This is a genomic window from Marinomonas lutimaris (assembly GCF_019426345.1).
Taxonomy (GTDB): Bacteria; Pseudomonadota; Gammaproteobacteria; order Pseudomonadales; family Marinomonadaceae; genus Marinomonas; species Marinomonas lutimaris.
The window spans coordinates 1-17923 of record NZ_JAHLLW010000018.1 but is presented as its reverse complement, the minus strand read 5'-3'; the positions used below and the strand labels follow the sequence as shown (position 1 = coordinate 17923).

16 protein-coding genes are annotated in these 17923 nt (G+C 42.0%); 8 read left to right on the top strand and 8 right to left on the bottom strand.

Translation table 11 applies throughout. The features are described 5' to 3' along the window. The first annotated feature begins 4 nt into the window (after positions 1 to 4). The 4 genes from KPL72_RS16800 (at position 5) to yfaE (ending at position 4872) form a co-directional block, all read left to right on the top strand. The gene (locus KPL72_RS16800) at positions 5 to 730 is read left to right on the top strand and encodes a heparan-alpha-glucosaminide N-acetyltransferase (protein ID WP_219703807.1); all 726 of its coding nucleotides are present in this window, start codon (positions 5 to 7) and stop codon (positions 728 to 730) included. Between the two features lie 298 nt (positions 731 to 1028). Then, positions 1029 to 3293: a class 1a ribonucleoside-diphosphate reductase subunit alpha gene (nrdA, locus tag KPL72_RS16795; RefSeq protein WP_212915883.1), complete on the top strand. Its 2265-nt coding sequence runs from the start codon at positions 1029 to 1031 to the stop codon at positions 3291 to 3293. A 165-nt stretch (positions 3294 to 3458) separates the two neighbouring features. Then, on the top strand, positions 3459 to 4592 hold the full coding sequence (nrdB, locus tag KPL72_RS16790; protein ID WP_212915884.1) for a class Ia ribonucleoside-diphosphate reductase subunit beta: 1134 nt from the start codon (positions 3459 to 3461) through the stop codon (positions 4590 to 4592). Next, positions 4576 to 4872 (top strand): class I ribonucleotide reductase maintenance protein YfaE, encoded by a 297-nt coding sequence (yfaE, locus tag KPL72_RS16785; protein ID WP_249411598.1) that lies wholly within the window; start codon positions 4576 to 4578, stop codon positions 4870 to 4872. The genes nrdB and yfaE overlap by 17 nt, the downstream gene beginning before the upstream one ends. Before the next feature lie 25 nt (positions 4873 to 4897). Here yfaE and KPL72_RS16780 read toward each other — a convergent pair whose 3' ends face one another. Beyond that, entirely contained in the window at positions 4898 to 5503 is a 606-nt protein-coding gene (locus KPL72_RS16780; protein WP_219703806.1) for a CDP-alcohol phosphatidyltransferase family protein, read from the bottom strand. Positions 5504 to 5616: 113 nt separating this feature from the next. On the opposite strand from KPL72_RS16780, the gene KPL72_RS16775 reads away from it, so the two are divergent. Further along, on the top strand, positions 5617 to 6378 hold the full coding sequence (locus KPL72_RS16775; protein WP_219703805.1) for an alpha/beta fold hydrolase: 762 nt from the start codon (positions 5617 to 5619) through the stop codon (positions 6376 to 6378). Positions 6379 to 6381: 3 nt separating this feature from the next. Here KPL72_RS16775 and KPL72_RS16770 read toward each other — a convergent pair whose 3' ends face one another. The 3 genes from KPL72_RS16770 to KPL72_RS16760 are packed head-to-tail and all read right to left on the bottom strand — an operon-like array spanning position 6382 to position 10225. Further along, on the bottom strand, positions 6382 to 7284 hold the full coding sequence (locus KPL72_RS16770) for a hypothetical protein (RefSeq protein WP_249411599.1): 903 nt from the start codon (positions 7282 to 7284) through the stop codon (positions 6382 to 6384). Positions 7285 to 7301: 17 nt separating this feature from the next. Next, positions 7302 to 9356, bottom strand: coding sequence for a TonB-dependent receptor plug domain-containing protein (locus KPL72_RS16765; RefSeq protein ID WP_219703804.1), 2055 nt, complete (start codon positions 9354 to 9356; stop codon positions 7302 to 7304). 2 nt (positions 9357 to 9358) lie between these two features. Further along, on the bottom strand, positions 9359 to 10225 hold the full coding sequence (locus KPL72_RS16760; RefSeq protein WP_219703803.1) for a prephenate dehydratase: 867 nt from the start codon (positions 10223 to 10225) through the stop codon (positions 9359 to 9361). A gap of 112 nt (positions 10226 to 10337) precedes the next feature. On the opposite strand from KPL72_RS16760, the gene yidD reads away from it, so the two are divergent. Then, on the top strand, positions 10338 to 10607 hold the full coding sequence (yidD, locus tag KPL72_RS16755) for a membrane protein insertion efficiency factor YidD (protein ID WP_219703802.1): 270 nt from the start codon (positions 10338 to 10340) through the stop codon (positions 10605 to 10607). A gap of 2 nt (positions 10608 to 10609) precedes the next feature. Here yidD and KPL72_RS21465 read toward each other — a convergent pair whose 3' ends face one another. From KPL72_RS21465 to KPL72_RS16735, 4 genes are all read right to left on the bottom strand, one after another. After that, positions 10610 to 11257 carry a LuxR C-terminal-related transcriptional regulator gene (locus tag KPL72_RS21465; RefSeq protein WP_212915890.1) on the bottom strand — a complete coding sequence of 216 codons (648 nt, stop codon included), beginning with the start codon at positions 11255 to 11257 and terminating at the stop codon, positions 10610 to 10612. 28 nt (positions 11258 to 11285) lie between these two features. After that, the gene (gene acs, locus KPL72_RS16745; protein WP_212915891.1) at positions 11286 to 13244 is read right to left on the bottom strand and encodes an acetate--CoA ligase; all 1959 of its coding nucleotides are present in this window, start codon (positions 13242 to 13244) and stop codon (positions 11286 to 11288) included. A 120-nt stretch (positions 13245 to 13364) separates the two neighbouring features. Beyond that, positions 13365 to 14117 carry a class I SAM-dependent methyltransferase gene (locus tag KPL72_RS16740; RefSeq protein WP_219703801.1) on the bottom strand — a complete coding sequence of 251 codons (753 nt, stop codon included), beginning with the start codon at positions 14115 to 14117 and terminating at the stop codon, positions 13365 to 13367. An 87-nt stretch (positions 14118 to 14204) separates the two neighbouring features. Beyond that, the gene (locus tag KPL72_RS16735) at positions 14205 to 14825 is read right to left on the bottom strand and encodes an HAD family hydrolase (RefSeq protein ID WP_219703800.1); all 621 of its coding nucleotides are present in this window, start codon (positions 14823 to 14825) and stop codon (positions 14205 to 14207) included. Between the two features lie 282 nt (positions 14826 to 15107). Between KPL72_RS16735 and KPL72_RS16730 the strand changes: the two genes are divergently transcribed. Next, positions 15108 to 16136, top strand: a complete 1029-nt coding sequence (locus KPL72_RS16730) for a TAXI family TRAP transporter solute-binding subunit (RefSeq protein WP_219703799.1) — start codon at positions 15108 to 15110, stop codon at positions 16134 to 16136. A gap of 96 nt (positions 16137 to 16232) precedes the next feature. After that, positions 16233 to 17923: TRAP transporter permease (locus KPL72_RS16725; protein ID WP_219703798.1), on the top strand; the 1691-nt coding region annotated here is incomplete at its 3' end.

Sequence of the window (17923 nt, the reverse complement as noted above, 5' to 3'; positions counted from 1 at the left end):
TTCAATGCAAGCCTCTCCCGTTTTTGAGACAACCAAACGCAGTGCATTTTTAGACGTATACCGCGGGTCTGCGGTGCTACTAATGATAATATTCCATTTTTGCTGGGATTTACTAAACTTTGGTTTCTTGGAATATTCCATTTATGACCCTTTCTGGGTCTATTTTCGCAGTTTAATCCTAACACTGTTTCTCACCGCCATTGGGTGGTCGACATATATAACATTAGGTAAACCTAACAACTCGTCCTTTTGGAAACGAGACATCAAGCTATTTATTTCTGCTGCCGCTATTTCATTGGCTACTTATCTGACCATACCTAACCAATGGATTTATTTTGGGATTTTACATTTCATTTTTATAGCCTCTTTGCTCATAAGACCTATTGCCAAGTGGCCTATTCCATCAGCGTTAGCTGGCGCAGCCATCATACTTGTCTATCATTCAACAAACTGGCTACACTTTCCAAACGCTTTTGCGACCATAACAAGTTATATAGCACTTCCAGACCGAACACTCGATATTGTATTTCCTTTCCCATGGATTGGTGTTGTTTTAATCGGCCCGCTTCTTGGCTATCTGAATTGGCATAAATGCCCAACCCCAAACAACTTAGCCATCCAGATTTTGGCATTTATGGGGCGTTATGCTTTGCCTATTTACTTGACCCATCAGCTCGTATTATTTTCACTGGTTGCTGCGTTCAAAATGGTGCTTACTTTCATTTCTTGATCACTTTTCGTGCGTTCAATCAGATTAGTTTTTTTCATCAAAAAATAGATAAAAATAGCCCTTATGGTATTGCCAATTGCTAACTTTACGCTTTTTCAGGGAATTAAAGTAAGTGACCACTTAGCTAGTGGTCAATTATCATTTAAGAGTTTTTTTCAAGCCTTGATTTTCACCTGAATGAGCACTATTGTTCGCTACAGATTAATAACCAAACACTACATATAGTGTGTCAGCAAAAAAACACACACTACATAGAGTAAAACTCCTTTTTTATATAGCACTAATGGGAAGTCATTGCATGAGCACTCTCACAGTTACTAAACGTAACGGGACGACAGAAAACATCAACCTAGAAAAGATTCATAAAGTCATCGCATGGGCTGCCGAAGGGTTAGACAATGTTTCTGTTTCCCAAGTAGAACTAAAAGCACGAATTCAGTTCTTTGAGGGTATTCGTACTACAGACATCCATGAAACACTGATCAAGTCTGCAGCCGATCTAATTTCTGAAAACACACCAGATTACCAATACTTAGCAGCTCGTTTAGCTATCTTTCACCTACGTAAAAAAGCCTTTGGTGATTTCGAGCCACCACACCTTTACAAACACGTAAAAAATCTTGTTGAACAAAAGCGTTATGACGCACAGTTGCTAGAAAAGTACACAGAAGAAGACTTTAACGAGCTAAATACATTTATTGACCACTCTCGTGATATGGACTTTTCTTATGCCGCGGTGAAACAGCTTGAAGGTAAGTACTTGGTACAAAACCGAGTAACCGGTGCAATATATGAAAGCCCTCAGTTTATCTACATACTTGTCGCTGCTTGTTTATTTGCCGAATACGACAAAAAAGAACGTTTAAACCTAATTCGCCGTTTCTATGACGCAGTATCTAAATTCAAAATTTCATTACCAACACCTATTATGTCTGGTATTCGCACACCTACTCGTCAGTTCAGTAGCTGTGTATTGATTGAATGCGGTGATTCTTTAGATTCTATCAACGCCACATCAAGTGCTATCGTTAAATACGTTAGCCAGCGCGCTGGTATTGGTGTAAACGCCGGTGCAATTCGTGCTCTAGGTAGCCCTATCCGTGGTGGTGAAGCCTTCCACACAGGCTGCATTCCATTCTACAAACACTTCCAAACAGCGGTAAAAAGCTGCTCTCAAGGTGGTGTTCGTGGTGGCGCAGCTACCGTTTTCTACCCAATTTGGCACTTAGAAGTCGAAAGTCTATTGGTACTGAAAAACAACCGTGGTGTAGAAGAAAACCGCGTTCGTCATTTGGATTACGGCGTACAATTTAACCGTTTGATGTACCAACGATTGATCAAAGGCGGCAATATCACTTTGTTTAGCCCCTCTGACGTACCAGGCTTATACGATGCGTTCTTTGCAGACCAAGAAGAATTCGATCGCCTATACACCATGTATGAGCAAGACGCTTCTATCCGTAAGCAAACAATCAAAGCAACGGAACTATTCACTCTATTTGCTTCTGAGCGTGCAAGTACTGGTCGTATATATCTACAAAACGTGGATCACTGCAATACCCACAGCCCGTTCGATCCAAAAGTTGCGCCAGTTAAACAAAGTAACTTGTGTTTAGAAATCGCGCTTCCAACTAAGCCACTGAATAGCATTGATGATAAAGAAGGCGAAATTGCGCTTTGTACTTTGTCTGCATTCAACCTAGGTGCGCTTGAAAATCTAGATGAACTAGAAGAGTTAGCAGAGCTTATCGTTCGCGCTTTGGACAGCTTGTTGGATTACCAAAACTACCCGATTCCAGCAGCACAACGTGCAACGGAACTACGTCGTACATTAGGTGTGGGCGTTATTAACTACGCTTATTACTTAGCGAAGAATGGCGTTAAATACTCTGACGGCAGTGCAAACGAACTAACTCACAAAACATTTGAAGCAATTCAATACTTCCTATTGAAAGCTTCTAACAAGTTAGCAAAAGAATTTGGTCCATGCTTAGCCTTCAATGAAACGACTTACTCTAAAGGCATCTTGCCAATCGATTCTTACAAAAAAGAAATCGACAACATCGTTTCTAACGAATTGTTCTACGATTGGGAAACCTTGCGTACAGAAATCGTTACTCATGGTCTACGTAACTCGACACTAACTGCATTGATGCCATCTGAAACCTCTTCTCAGATCAGCAACGCAACTAACGGAATTGAACCACCTCGTGGTTTCGTATCTGTTAAAGCAAGTAAAGACGGTATTTTGAAGCAAGTCGTTCCAGAGTTTGAGCGCCTAAAAGACAGCTATGAGTTGTTGTGGACCATTCCATCAAACGATGGCTACCTACAATTAGTGGGTATCATGCAGAAGTTTGTCGACCAAGCAATCTCTGCCAATACCAACTATGATCCACAGAAGTTTGAGTCTCAAAAAGTACCAATGAAAGTGATTTTGAAAGATCTACTTACCGCTTATAAACTTGGCGTGAAAACACTGTACTATCACAACACTCGTGATGGTGCCGATGACAAGCAAGAAGACATGGATGATTGCGCCGGCGGTGCTTGCAAAATCTAACAAGTCAGCCATCGTACAAAGATCTATTGCATGATCTGACAAACAGAGCCTCATATCAATGAGGCTCTGCTACGTTTACCGCTTTAACGAAATACTAAAATCTATTAATAACTAAGGCATCTTCTTACTGAACATGCCTTACGCTTTTGAGGAATACCCTGAAACATGAGTTACTCGACTTTCAACCGTAAGCACTTCGATAGTACAAAAGAACCTATGTTCTTTGGTGAAAATGTCAACGTTGCTCGCTATGATCAGCAAAAGCATCCAATTTTTGAAAAACTAATCGAAAAGCAATTATCTTTCTTTTGGCGCCCTGAAGAAGTCGACCTATCTACAGATCGCAAAGACTTCCAACGATTAGAAGAACACGAACAACACATCTTCTTGAGCAATCTAAAATACCAAACATTACTAGATAGTGTGCAAGGTCGTTCGCCAAACGTTGCTCTATTACCAATCGTTTCTCTACCTGAATTAGAAACCTGGATCGAGACGTGGTCTTTCAGTGAAACGATTCACAGCCGCTCTTACACACACATCATTCGTAACATTGTTAACGACCCAACTAAGATCTTTGATGACATTGTTACCAACGAAGAAATCACCAAGCGTGCTGATAGTGTTTCTATTTACTATGACCGTCTAATCGAAATGGTCAATTTGTATAACACTATGGGGATGGGAACCTTTGAGGTTCCAGGCAAAGGGCCAATTGAAATTTCTATGCCTAAGCTAAAAAAGGCACTTTACCTAACGATTGCGTCTGTCAACGTATTAGAAGCGATCCGTTTCTATGTGAGCTTTGCTTGTAGCTTCGCCTTTGCTGAGCGAACGCTAATGGAAGGCAACGCTAAAATCATCAAACTGATCGCCCGCGATGAAGCCTTGCACTTAACTGGTACACAACACATGTTGAACCTAATGGCTTCCGGTAAAGATGATCCAGAAATGGCGATCATCGCAGCAGAATGCCAAGACGAAGTTCGCCAAATATTCATTGAAGCGGCAGAGCAAGAAAAAGAATGGGCAACATACCTATTCAAAGACGGCTCAATGATCGGCCTTAATGCGCAAATTCTAGGCCAGTATGTTGAATACATTACTAACGTGCGTATGCAAGCTGTTGGACTTGATACGTGCTTTGCCACTAAGCACAACCCAATTCCTTGGATTAATGCTTGGTTGGTAAGTGACAATGTTCAAGTTGCCCCACAAGAGGCAGAAATCAGCTCTTACCTAGTGGGTCAAACTGACAACAGCTTAGATGATTCAGACTTCGATGACTTCGACCTCTAATCCAAAAGTACCTGAAAAAAAAGATCAAGTGCATCGAGTACTTTTAGGGAAAAAGCAAATTCTCGTTACCGAGGATGAACCTTTACTAGTACAACTTGAGCGAGCTGGTATTCACGTTGAATATCAGTGTCGTGAAGGGTATTGCTCTTCTTGCTCAATCAAGCTCTTATGGGGAAATGTCATTTACCCATTTGAGCCTCTAGCATGGGTACAAAGCGGTTATCTATTAGCTTGCTGCGCGATTGTCAAAAGCGACATCGAAATCGCTTTTTTCGACTGATCTTTTTTAACGACTTATCACTGCTTTAATGTAACGTACGGTAGCCTGCATAAATTCGGGTTGCTGTCGTTATCCAACAGATCACCCCAAAAGCATACGCCATGATGGCAAAGTAACTAGGGAACAAACAAATCAATATCAGAAACACAATGGTTTCTGTACCTTCTGCTAACCCGCCTAAAAAATACAGAGATTTACGACCATACTCTAAACGTTCTATTTTTCGCTTCTCTGCCATAATGGCAAACGCCAAAAAACTACTACCTGTGCCCATAAAGGAAAAAATCAAAAAGCTCGCCGCTAACGCATTGTCTACTGGATTCATCAAAGCAAAACCAAAAATCACCGCTGAATAAAAAATAAAATCCAAAGTGATATCTAAATATCCGCCTAAATCCGTTGGCCCTTGCACTCTTGCCACCGCACCATCTAAGCCATCCATCACTCTATTAATAACCACAAATATCAAAGCCAAAGAGGTGTTACCAAAATATAAAGCTGGCAGCACCATCATGCCGATAATAAAGCCCAACAAGGTAATCCAATTCGCTTTTACACCTAGCTTATCAATTACCAACGCTGTTAAGCGTAAAGGATACTTCAGGCTTTTAATAAAAAATGTATCTAACATTCAAACAACTACCTTAATTCTATAGGGACGGGACTTTCCAAGACTTGATACAATGTAAACATATTGGTGTTCGCTAACACCATCCATTTACTCAGCAGAATAATAAGGTTTCTATGATACACGCAAAAAAATATGGTTCATCAGGCCCAAATCTTATTGTCATACACGGTTTATTTGGCAATGCTGACAACTGGCATTCAATTGCACAGTCCTTATCGGAACACTTTACTGTGCACTGTATCGATCTTCCCAATCACGGTAAATCCGACAGTATGCCAGACACCAGCTATCCTAAAATGGCAAGAGCCGTACTAGACTGGACAGCGCTTAATAAAATCGACTCTTTCTACCTACTCGGCCATTCTATGGGTGGGAAAGTCGCCATGCAAATGGCGGCAATGGCAACAACAGGACAAATTGAAAAGCTCATCGTGGTCGACATCGCTCCTGTCGATTATCAGCCTAGCCATACTCGTATCTTAGAAGGGTTAAAGGTAATTGATGAATCTCAGCCTTCCTCAAGAAAAGAAGCCGATGCATTATTAACCCAATACGAATCGAACTTGGCGGTTAGACAGTTCTTATTAAAAAACCTAGTTAGAAGCGAACAGGGCTTCAAACTAGAACTAGCTGTGAACAACATAGCCGATAGCTACGCTACTATTCTGAAAAAACCAGAGATGGAGGCGAAGGTAGATATTCCAACGCTATTTATCAAAGGCGAAAACTCAGACTATATCGTAGCAGAGCATCAAGAAGCGATTGCAACACTCTTTCCAAACGCTAACTTTAAGGTTATATCGGGTGCAGGACACTGGCTACATGCAGAAAAACCATTACCTTTCACGAGTCTTGTGAAGCGTTTTTTGCAGTAATCTCTAACAGGATGTTTCCGAACAAAGACCATACTTGTCTTTCAGGTAAGAAGGAGACGGCAATACAACACCGTGTGATTTAATCAGATATGGATTAAAACTCACTCTCAGCTTATCGGGGTACGCAGCATCCAGCAGTACCCCTTTTGTTTGCCACAAACCAATACGGTCAGCCAATATATCTAACTTCGCCTCAGTGTCAGAATAGATAGCAAACAACGAGCCAGCGCGTACAAAAGCAAAAGAAGGCCCAATCATCACTCTCTGTTTATGAAACAGTAATTTCAGCATGTCCTGCGCTATACCATTTTTATATAGTTCAGTATCGACCAATGAAAAAATCACCATTGAATCTTCTAAGACGAAATTAACCGACTTCAATACAGACAAACGATCAATTTCTGTTTTTATGAATTGAAACTCAAAACCATACTGTGTAGCTTGATTTATCATCTCTTGCTCATCAACTAAAAGATTATCGCTGTAGAGCACAGCCAAAGGCTTTCGATCAAACCAAACAGCCTCTAGCAAAGCCAAACGCTTAGCCAAAGGCGCACCAGAAAACACCGCACTATTTGGAACAGAACATTTTGGGCGAACCCTGAGATATTCCTCTTTACCGATAAAAACGGCCATAACAGCCCCTTCCGATACCGCCGAGCAAACCTGACGAAAACTTTCTGCTCCTACGGTAACCAGTACATCATCACTTTTCATAACAGAAACGTTTTGTAAAAATAAAGTACGGCGCACTGGAATCAATTGAGTCTTCGTAGGCAGTAATTTGGAAAGTTGGAATGTCAGAGAACGTACTGAACTTTCTTCAATATCATGGACAACATAAATAGCTGCTGACACATTTACAGATGCCAGCAACATAAAAACAATAGTAAAAATCCTTTTCACTTTTCTATTAATCCACATTAGAAAGTGATGTTTGTGAAAACATAAGCAAACGTATCTTCCGTCATATTATTGTGCTTAGAGACAAGTGCGTTATCATCCAAACGCGTTTCTGCTCCAACACCCATAGTTGCTTTTGAGTAGCCTCCCAAAGACAATCGATAAGAGAACCAAGCATTGAGAAGTTCATAATCATTTCCACCAAACTCTTTCCCATACCAATAATAGCTTTGCACTGCCCAGCGGTCTGTCAACGGCAAACTACCAAAGAAAGACACCATTACAGGCGTTGTGGCTTCTTTAAGGCTGGCATTGTCTGTTTGAGTATCTTGATAAGCATAGGTGAAACGAGTAATAGCGCCAGACCGAAAGCGCCAATCAAGTTCAAGCTCAACGCCATTGATGTTCACATCCTCAACCACGCCCTCCTCTACCGGAGCATCAGCTTGATAAGCGGTAAATTTTTTCTGGCTTAGCACCATATCTTGGACTTCGTCATGATAAAGCTTCACATCCAGTGACAACCCCTCACTTGGCCAATAATGATAGTAACCTACTTCATAGGAGGTAATTTTTTCTTCTTCCTCACCCTTGTCTGCATAAGCCGTAAACGATTCTTCTCCGCTAGACAGTACATAATGCCATTTGAAATATTGATCTGACAAATCAGGTGTTCGCACCGCTTTTGACGTATTAAATCGAATAGACTCTTGCTCAGATAATTTATAAGTCACACCTAATTTAGGCGATAAAAACTTACCCCCCATTTGACTACGTTCAAACATGGCGCCGGCATTCACCACCCAACGGTCGCCCGCTAGATATTCCATATTCGAAGAAAGACGAAACACCTCATCGCTCGCTTTACCAGACAAGAAACTCTCGGATTCGGCTTCATCCCAACGATAACCTATCGCAGAAATTAAACGCAGTTTTTTAGACGCTTCCCACGTGCTTTGTAGCTCAATATCATGTCTCGTCTCTAACAAGTCTATTAAATAAGAAACATCGACATCACCTGAACCTCCACTTGCACCAAAAGCAGAGTTATAAAAAACTCGACTTAACCGTGCTTCGTGGTATTCGTCTAAGTCAGATTGATCATAGTAATACTGAATTTTCAGTTCATGGGTAGAGGAAACCTGCTTACTATAACTTGCCTTAATGTGCTCACGATCGACCAAGCGCATAGGCTTATTAGTATCCACCCCGCCCAAATTAGAGCCTAGACTATATTCCATCGGCTCTACTTTATCTTTTAAACTACTCGCGCCAATGTCTAAATCAAAAAAACTGTTTGAGGTTTCCTTTTGGATAAAGACATTCCCCATCGTCGAACGATGACCATCATGACGCTTATCACCATCAGCATCCTTATCAAAGCCACTCACATTATTGGTAGAAGCCGATGCCCGATAACTCCAATCATCATTTAACCCACTATGCTGACCATACAAACGATAATCCCCACGAGAGCCTGAATAAGCCGTAATACTATCCCCCAAAGTTTCTAACGGAGATCTAGTGATAATATTCACTACGGCAAAATAAGAATTAATGCCATAACTGGCAGCATTCGGTCCGCGGTTAATCTCCACACGAGCCACATCCTCAATACTTAGTGGTAAAGTCGCCCATTCAACACGTGCCAGCCCTACACTATAAACAGAACGACCATTTACCAACACCTGAATTCGACGATATTGATCTAACTGAGTACCGTGATAAGAGGCTTCTTTTTGACCGGATGACTTATAGGGTGCAACTGAAAAACCGGGGACAAACTGCAAAAGGTCTTCCACATACTGCATATTGATACGTCGAATAAATTCGCCGTCTAATACAGACAAAGTAGACGACACATCCACCCTAGGTTGAGGCATTTTAGACGGAGTTACCACCACAGGAATATGGTCAAAAAAACCATCGTATGAACCTAAATCTGAAAAGCTGCCACTAACAAACCCATCACCAGAAAGACCATCATTAGAAGACGAAAAAGTAGCTTCCATTTCTGCCCATGCATTCATACTAAAAGACAGGTACAGACCAACACACAACCAACGAGTCATCATTGTTATTTCAACCTATACCCATCTGCCAAATAGGTTCCTAATATGCGCACCTCTTCTGAAAAAAAACGCAATTCTTCTAGTGCAGCCTGCATAGAGGAAGATTGAAAATGTGCTTCAACATCCACGTAAAACTGAGTCGCGGTGAAATTACCATTCACCATATAACTTTCCAACTTCAGCATGTTAATACCCTGAGTCGCAAAACCACCCATTGCTTTATAAAGTGCTGCTGGGATGTTTCGTACTCGAAACATAAAAGAAGTGATATAGGTTTTATCGTCTTCATAGACTGGCATTTTTTGCTGACGAGCAAACACCAAAAAGCGAGTGGTATTGCCTACAGTGTCATTAAAAAAAGTTTTCAGGACATTTAGACCATAAAGCTCTGCGGCCAATTCAGATGAGATCACTGCCAACCCAGGCTCATCAAATTCAGCAATATGCTTGGCGGCCCCAGCGGTATCATACATAGCTTGGCTTTTCGCCCCTAACGCCTTGATATTAGTATCACATTGCGCCAACGCCTGAGGGTGACTGCCGATTCGAGTAATTTGCTCAATGGACATAGAGTGACGAGCAATCAAACAATGATTCACTGGTTCGAAATGCTCTTTCACTACATACAACTGTGTGCGTTTTAGTTCCCGATAAATTTCTTCAACCCGCCCTGCCGTTGAATTTTCAACAGGAATCATGGCGTAATAAGCATCACCTCGCTCCACCATTTGTAACGCATCAACAAAGGTCGCACAGTGAATGCTGGTCCAATCAGGAAAGGTGTGTTTGCAAGCAAGATGCGAGTAGGCTCCGGGCTCGCCTTGATAAGCAACAATCTGCATTGCATCAAGAGTAAGATGTTGATCTGGCATAGTAGAATCGATTCTGTGATATATTTCCGCTACAGTAACAAATAGACGTTACTATTTACACAAAAATGACATAACGCGATAGTCATCCAATCATTCACTAGACAAGTGGCACATGAAAAGAATCTTCATATTAATAGTAAAAGGCTACCAACTTTTAATTAGTCCATTACTGGGGAATAACTGTCGCTTTTATCCTAGCTGCTCTCACTATATGATCCAAGCAATTGAGCGATTTGGGATTGTTAAAGGTGTGTATCTAGGTTTAAAAAGGTTGTCTAAATGCCATCCATGGCACGAAGGTGGAATGGACCCAGTTCCAGACTCATGCCACTGTAAAAACGAAAAAATAGAAAAAGATCTGATTAAAAAAGAAAAGAAGTAATGTTACGTTGTGGTCATCTGCAACTTCAAATCACTTGCCACCAATACCGCTTGCGTTCTGTTATTAATTTCTAGCTTACGAAAAATCGCCGTTATATGCGCTTTCACAGTGGCTTCAGAAATAGACAACTCATAAGCTATTTGCTTATTTAGCAGACCTTCATGCAAATAACAAAGAACCTTGTATTGCTGAGGTGTCAGCTCTGTCACTTTATGCTGCATTGATAAATCAGGCTTAGGTTGGTTGGCAACAGCTTGCCTAAGATCTTCAGGTAGCCAAATGTCTCCAGCCAAAATAGCATGAATCGCCTTGGCATAAGTTGCAGGCTCACTCGTTTTAGGAATAAAGCCCAAAGCGCCAGCATCAATTACCTTGGCAACCATCACACTGTCTTCACTGCCGGAAATAACTGCCACAGGCACATCAGGAAAGTCCTTACGAATTCGGATCAATCCATACAATTCGCCACTACCGGGCATATTTAAATCCAACAGCAGCAAATCCAGATCACTTACATTTTCTAAACATTGCAAAGTCGAATCCAAATCATGGGATTCGACTATGACAATACCCTCAATCTCTGCCCGTAATGCACCACATAGCGCACTACGGAACAAGGGATGATCATCCGCGATAACAAGTGAAATCACTGTGTATCCTTTTTAAATATGTAAACCTTTACACATTTAAACGGTTTTCGATTAAATCATCAACCACACTTGGATCAGCTAATGTACTTGTATCACCTAATTGATCATGTTCGTTTGCGGCGATCTTTCTTAAAATACGACGCATGATTTTACCTGATCGTGTTTTCGGTAAGCCTTTGCTGGCCCACTGAATAAGATCTGGTGTAGCAATAGGCCCAATTTCTTGTCGAACAAACTGCTTCAATGACTTAGTCAACTCTTCATCTGGAATCACACCAGCAATGGCACTAACATAAACATAAATGCCTTGCCCTTTAATATCATGAGGGTAGCCCACGATAGCCGCTTCAGCGACAGAAGGGTGAGCAACCAGTGCACTTTCAATTTCAGCAGTTCCTAGGCGATGTCCCGATACATTCAATACATCATCCATACGTCCAGTGATCCAATAATGACCATCCGCATCTCGCGAAGCACCGTCACCAGTGAAATACATGCCTTCGAAAGTACTAAAATAAGTTTGTTCGAAACGTTCATGATCACCATACACTGTTCGCGCCTGACCAGGCCAAGAATCCGTAATAACCAAACCGCCCTCTACTAAAACACCCTGCTCTTCTTGCAAAACACCTTGTGCATCAACCAAAGCTGGCTGCACACCATATAAAGGACCAGTACATGAACCCGGTTTGATATCACCTTGAACAATACGCGGCGTCATCATCATGCCGCCAGTCTCTGTTTGCCACCATGTATCAACAATCGGACAAGAAGCATTACCAATTTCGTTGTAATACCAAGACCAAGCTTCTGGATTGATTGGCTCACCAACACTCCCCAATACTCGCAGAGAATCACGCTTACTTGAACGAGTCGCTTCATCACCTTTTGCCATCAAAGCACGAATTGCCGTTGGCGCAGTGTACAAAAGAGTCACGCCAAATTTGTCTACAACTCGGCCAATACGACCAGAATCCGGATACGTTGGTACACCTTCAAATAAAATGCTCGTCGCACCATTAGCAAGTGGCCCATAAACCATATAGCTATGGCCAGTAATCCAACCTACATCAGCCGCACACCAATAAATATCATCTGGTTTGAGATCAAATACTAATTCATGAGTTAACGAAGCGTATACTAAATATCCGCCTGTTGTGTGCACCACACCTTTTGGCTTACCGGTTGAACCAGAAGTATAAAGAATAAAAAGCGGGTCTTCTGCATTCATTCGTTCTGCTGGACATTCAGTACTTTCATTCTCTACTTCAACCGCCCAATCCAAATCACGCCCATCAAACCAAGGCACATCTTTTTTGGTGTAACGATAAACAACAACGCTTTCAACCGATGGGCAAGCATTGTTATTCAGCGCCATATCAACATTGTGTTTAAGGGGAATAGTGTTGCCTGCACGACGACCTTCGTCCGCGGTAATAACAAGCTTCACTTCACAATCGTTTAAACGGTCAGCGATAGCATGGGCAGAAAAGCCACCAAAAATAACAGAGTGAATCGCACCAATGCGAGCACAGGCCAACATAGCGTAAACAGCTTGTGGAATCATCGGCATGTAGATGGCAACGCGGTCGCCCTTTTGGACGCCCTGACGCTTTAATAGATTGGCTAAACGCCCGACTTCATCATGCAATGTTTGATAGGTAATCGCGACTTTCTCGTCGTTTTCTTTGTCGCCTTCACAATAATAAGCGACTTTATCTGCTGAGCTGGCTAGGTGACGATCTATGCAGTTATAAGCCACATTCAGCTCACCGTCTTCAAACCATTTAATGTTGACTTCACCGCGTTTGAACGAGGTGTTTTTAACCTTGGTATAAGGTTTAAACCAATCTAAACGCTTCCCTTCTTTACCCCAAAATTCGTCTGGGTTTTCAATCGATTCTTGATAGCGTTTTTCAAATTCTGCTTGACTGACATTGGCATTTTTTGCCGCCTCATTTGAGGTTGCGCTATATAATGACTTCATAACCCGCTCCATTGTTAAATTTGTTATTCGGATGCTGAACTACTATAACCCGCTAGACGTCCCGATCTATTCCACTTTAGTCTTATTGGGAAGCCTTATTGAGACTATTCATTTAAGCATCTAATTATTCGCCTCAGCAAAACGCCCTGCTTTTACAAAAAATGGTAGATGTATTTCTTGTTTCTTCGCAGGCTCAGACCATGCGTCACGGATAATAGGTGATGCATCTAATAGAAAATCATCGCCACATTCTTGTATACGCAATTGAGACGCCGACCAAGTTCGAATGAAATCCAGCGTTTGCGTGACCGACCAATGACAGCTCAGCTCAAATGCTGGAACGTCAATTAATTCAAACGGAAATTTAATATCGCGATATTGATTCCATAATAAACGACTTTCTGCTGGCCAATAGGTTTCCAGATGCGGTAGTACTGACTCAGCAATCGCCTTGTCTTCAGCCTTCCCTACTTGCAACCAATTGTAACCCCAGCAAACAAACATTCCACCCGGCTTTAATACGCGTTTAAGTTCAGCCCAGAAAGCCTCTAGATTAAACCAATGCAGCGCATGAGCTACACACACAACATCAAAATAATGATCAGGGTAAAGCGTCTTTTCGGCAGGAAAAACTTGATAGTTTACTTTGCGATGAGGCGTCGCTGCGGTCACTTGAGACTCACTAATATCAGACGCTTCTACACGATCAAAATACGCAGCAAGGTCAACAGAAGCCTGACCCGTACCACAGGCACAATCCCACACGACACTTGATGAAGGCACTTGCTGGGATAACCAATAATAAAGCTCAGCCGGATACATAGGCCGAGTCCGTGAATAACTAGTAGAAGATTGCCCATCAAAAGTACGCATAGAGCCCCCTAGACCAAATAGCATTTTATACCTCAACAGCTTAATTTAAGGCTTCAAGCAATTCTATTGCTGTTATCAGCCAATAATCTAGCTGGACAACACCCCATGTTGATGAAGCACAAGACGTGCTTCTTTTATTCCTTTAACCCGAAATGCTTTCATACCCAGCGCATTAGCCGTATCAATATTGATCTGATTATCATCAATAAACAGAATTTGCTCGGGTGCAACCTGTAAATTACGAATCACATGATGATAAATCGCTTCATCTGGTTTTACGTGCCCCACTAAATGTGACGCGTAATAACTGTGAAATTTACCAGCCAAGGCCATTTCATCCATTAACCTTGGCCAATGAGCGGCATTCGTATTAGATAAGATAGCACGATGATATTCAGGCTTCACTGACTCAACTAACTCAAGCGCACCAGCAAACAAACCTCTTGGCCACGCCTTAAAAGACGTTTTAAATGCTTCTTTATCTATATTACTACCAACCTCTTTTAGTAAGCGATCGGCAAACTGATCAAAAGTAATTTTACCTGAGTCAAACGCAGCGACTGTCGATGATTTTAACCACTGCAACCAAACTTCAGATTCCTCACCTTGCGTATTCAACATAGCATGCATTTCAGAAATATCGCCTAAATCCACTAAGACATTTCCCAAATCAAACAATACAACACGAATATTATGATCTTGTGTCATTATTTTTCTCACCTCGAGTCCATCGGCAACATTTTGCTCATACTATAAAACGATATGCTACAAAATAGCATGTTAGTCTTGGTTTTTACTCACTTACATGATGAGCAATTTATTGCCGATAGCGAAACGTCAACCATAAGCAATAAATAGCGCATATGTGTATAAAAAAAGTAAAAAAACACCAAACTTAAAATAAAAACAATATATATCAATAAGTTATATATTTGGCATGATAATCGCTTTAGATTATGTAACCAACCCCATCAATAGGAGAAAAATAATATGAAATTGGGCTTTGTTACTAAAACTATCCTTACTAGCGCAACAGCTGCTGCTATCGCTTTATCAGCATCAAGCGCATCTGCCGCAGATAATCGCAATTACATCCTAGCAACAGCATCAACAGGAGGCACCTATTATCCTGTTGGCGTTGCTATTGCTACCTTAAGTAAAGTAAAACTAGAGCCTAAATTTGGCCTATCCGTTTCAGCAATCAGCTCAGCGGGTTCTGGCGAAAACATCAAACTGCTTCGTGAAGACCAAGCACAATTCGCTATTCTACAAGGACTTTACGGCGCATGGGCTTGGGACGGTGAAGGCCCATTTGAAAGCTCAGGCAAACAAACTGAATTGCGCTCCGTTTCTATGCTTTGGCAAAACGTTGAGCATTTTGTGCTAAAAACAGATCTAACTAAAACAGGCACAATGTCGGATTTAAAAAGCCTTGAAGGAACAAACCATAAATTCTCAATCGGCACAAAAAACTCAGGAACAGAAGGCTCAGGTCGCCAGCAACTTAAAGGCCTAAATATTGATCCAGATAAATTCGCTCTTGCTTACATGGGCTATGGAGCAAGTGCCGACGCTATGCAGAATGGCAACATTGACGGCATGAATACGCCAGCGGGCGTTCCTGTTAGCGCAGTCACTAGACTTTATGCTTCTATGGGCGACAAGGTCAAAGTATTAGACTTCACTGACAAGCAAATCAAAGAGGCAAACGGCAACTATGAGTTGTGGACCCGTTACGTCATTCCAGCGAATACTTACCCAGGTCAAACGAAAGACATCAACACAGTGGCTCAGCCGAACTTCCTTGCAACACGTGCTGATTTATCAGAAGAAGATGTTTATGAACTAACTAAGTCACTTTATGAAAACTTGGCCTATTTAAGCGCTATCCACAAAGCAACATCCGTGATGTCTATTGAAAAAGCCATTGCAGGTCTACCTGTTCCACTGCATCCAGGTGCAGCTCGTTACTACCGTGAACGTGGTATTAACATACCTGATCGCCTGATTGCAAAATAACATTATTCATTCGTGTTCTAGCGCCGTACATCAGTACGGCGCCCTCTTTGCGTCTTTGCACAATTCGTTTTTTGTACACATAAAGGTAGCCTGTCTATGACTGCTTCATCGCAACCAACCGCGCCTCAAGACATCATTCTTGAAGATTTTGAAACCAAACACCGCTCTGGCCCTTGGCTAAACCGTTTTGTGTTTGCCCTTTCAATTTTCTTGGCTGTTGCCCACATTTACATCAATACCATAGCTACTCTGCCAGAACTCTGGGTATCTGCGTTTCATTTTGCAGGCTTCGGTATTTTGTGTGCTTTACTCATTCCAGCCAATCCTAAATGGCGAGACAGTAAAGTTGCTCTGTTTTTTGATAGCGCTATTGTGCTCGCCCTAATTAGCATGGTGCTGTACATCGTTTTTTTTGAGGATGCTCTTTACGCCAGAGGTGTAACCTTCAATACCTCGGATTGGATAGTATCCAGTATTGCTGTCTTGTTATCTCTTGAGTTAATTCGCCGCACTAGTGGTTGGTTTATTCCTTTTCTAATTATCGTCGCGTTAACCTATGTTGTATTGTGGGGACGTTGGCTTGGTGGGATGTTTAACTTTCCAGGACTGAGTGTTGAAACCTTGTTGTACCGCAGTTTCTTTAGCACCGATGGTATGTTCGGCTCTATCTCTAGAATCTCATGGAGCTTTGTCTTCATGTTTATTTTATTTGGTGCCTTTTTAGTTAAGTCTGGTGCGGGTGACTTTATTATTGATCTATCCCGCTCACTTGCTAGCAAAATGATAGGCGGGCCCGGCTTTGTAGCCGTATTAGGTTCAGGCCTAATGGGCTCGGTTTCTGGCTCTTCCGTTGCTAACACAGTATCAACGGGTGTTATCACTATTCCTCTTATGCGCAGAGCGGGGTTTCCTGCACGTTTTGCCGCTGGTGTAGAAGCTGCAGCGTCTACAGGTGGGCAATTAATGCCGCCTGTTATGGGTGCCGGCGCTTTCATTATGGCGTCCTATACGCAAGTATCGTATGTCACCATCATCAGCGTTGCGGCCATTCCTGCCTTATTGTATTTCCTATCTGTTAGTTTCTTCGTACGTGTCGAAGCAAAACGCAGTAAGGTTATCGCGACAGAAAGCGATGATGCAGTCAATATTTCACAAGTTCTCAAAGATGGTTGGCATCATGTTGTGCCACTTGGTGTTTTAGTCACGCTGTTGGTGCAAGGATTTACACCAACATACGCTGCGGGCATCAGTATTTTGGCCGTTATTGCCGCATCGTTTTTATCTAGCAAACACAGGATGGGACCAGCAGCAATTCTAGATGCTATGGCTCAAGGCGCGAAGAACATGTCTACCACCGCAGTTCTGTTGGTTGGTATAGGTTTAGTGGTTAACGTCATTAGTACCACTGGCGTTGGCAACACCTTCTCATTGTTAATTACCAATTGGGCTGGTGGTAGCCTGTTCTTTACTATTGTTTTAGTCGCCATTGCCTCTTTAATTTTGGGTATGGGCTTACCAGTAACAGCGTCTTACATCGTATTAGGAACACTATCGGCTCCCGCTCTATTCAATCTCATTGCAGAAAGCCAACTCTTGGACATGATGGCATCTGGCAGCTTACCTGAAGCAGCAAGCGCTGTTTTTATGTTGGTTGACCCTTCGGCTATCGCTTCTTTAGCGCAAGGCATGCCAATGGAACAGGCTCAAGCATTATTGGCACAAGTTCCTAACGACTTCAAAAGCATGTTAATGGATCAAGCCCTAGGCGCTCAGAGTGTTGCAATGAT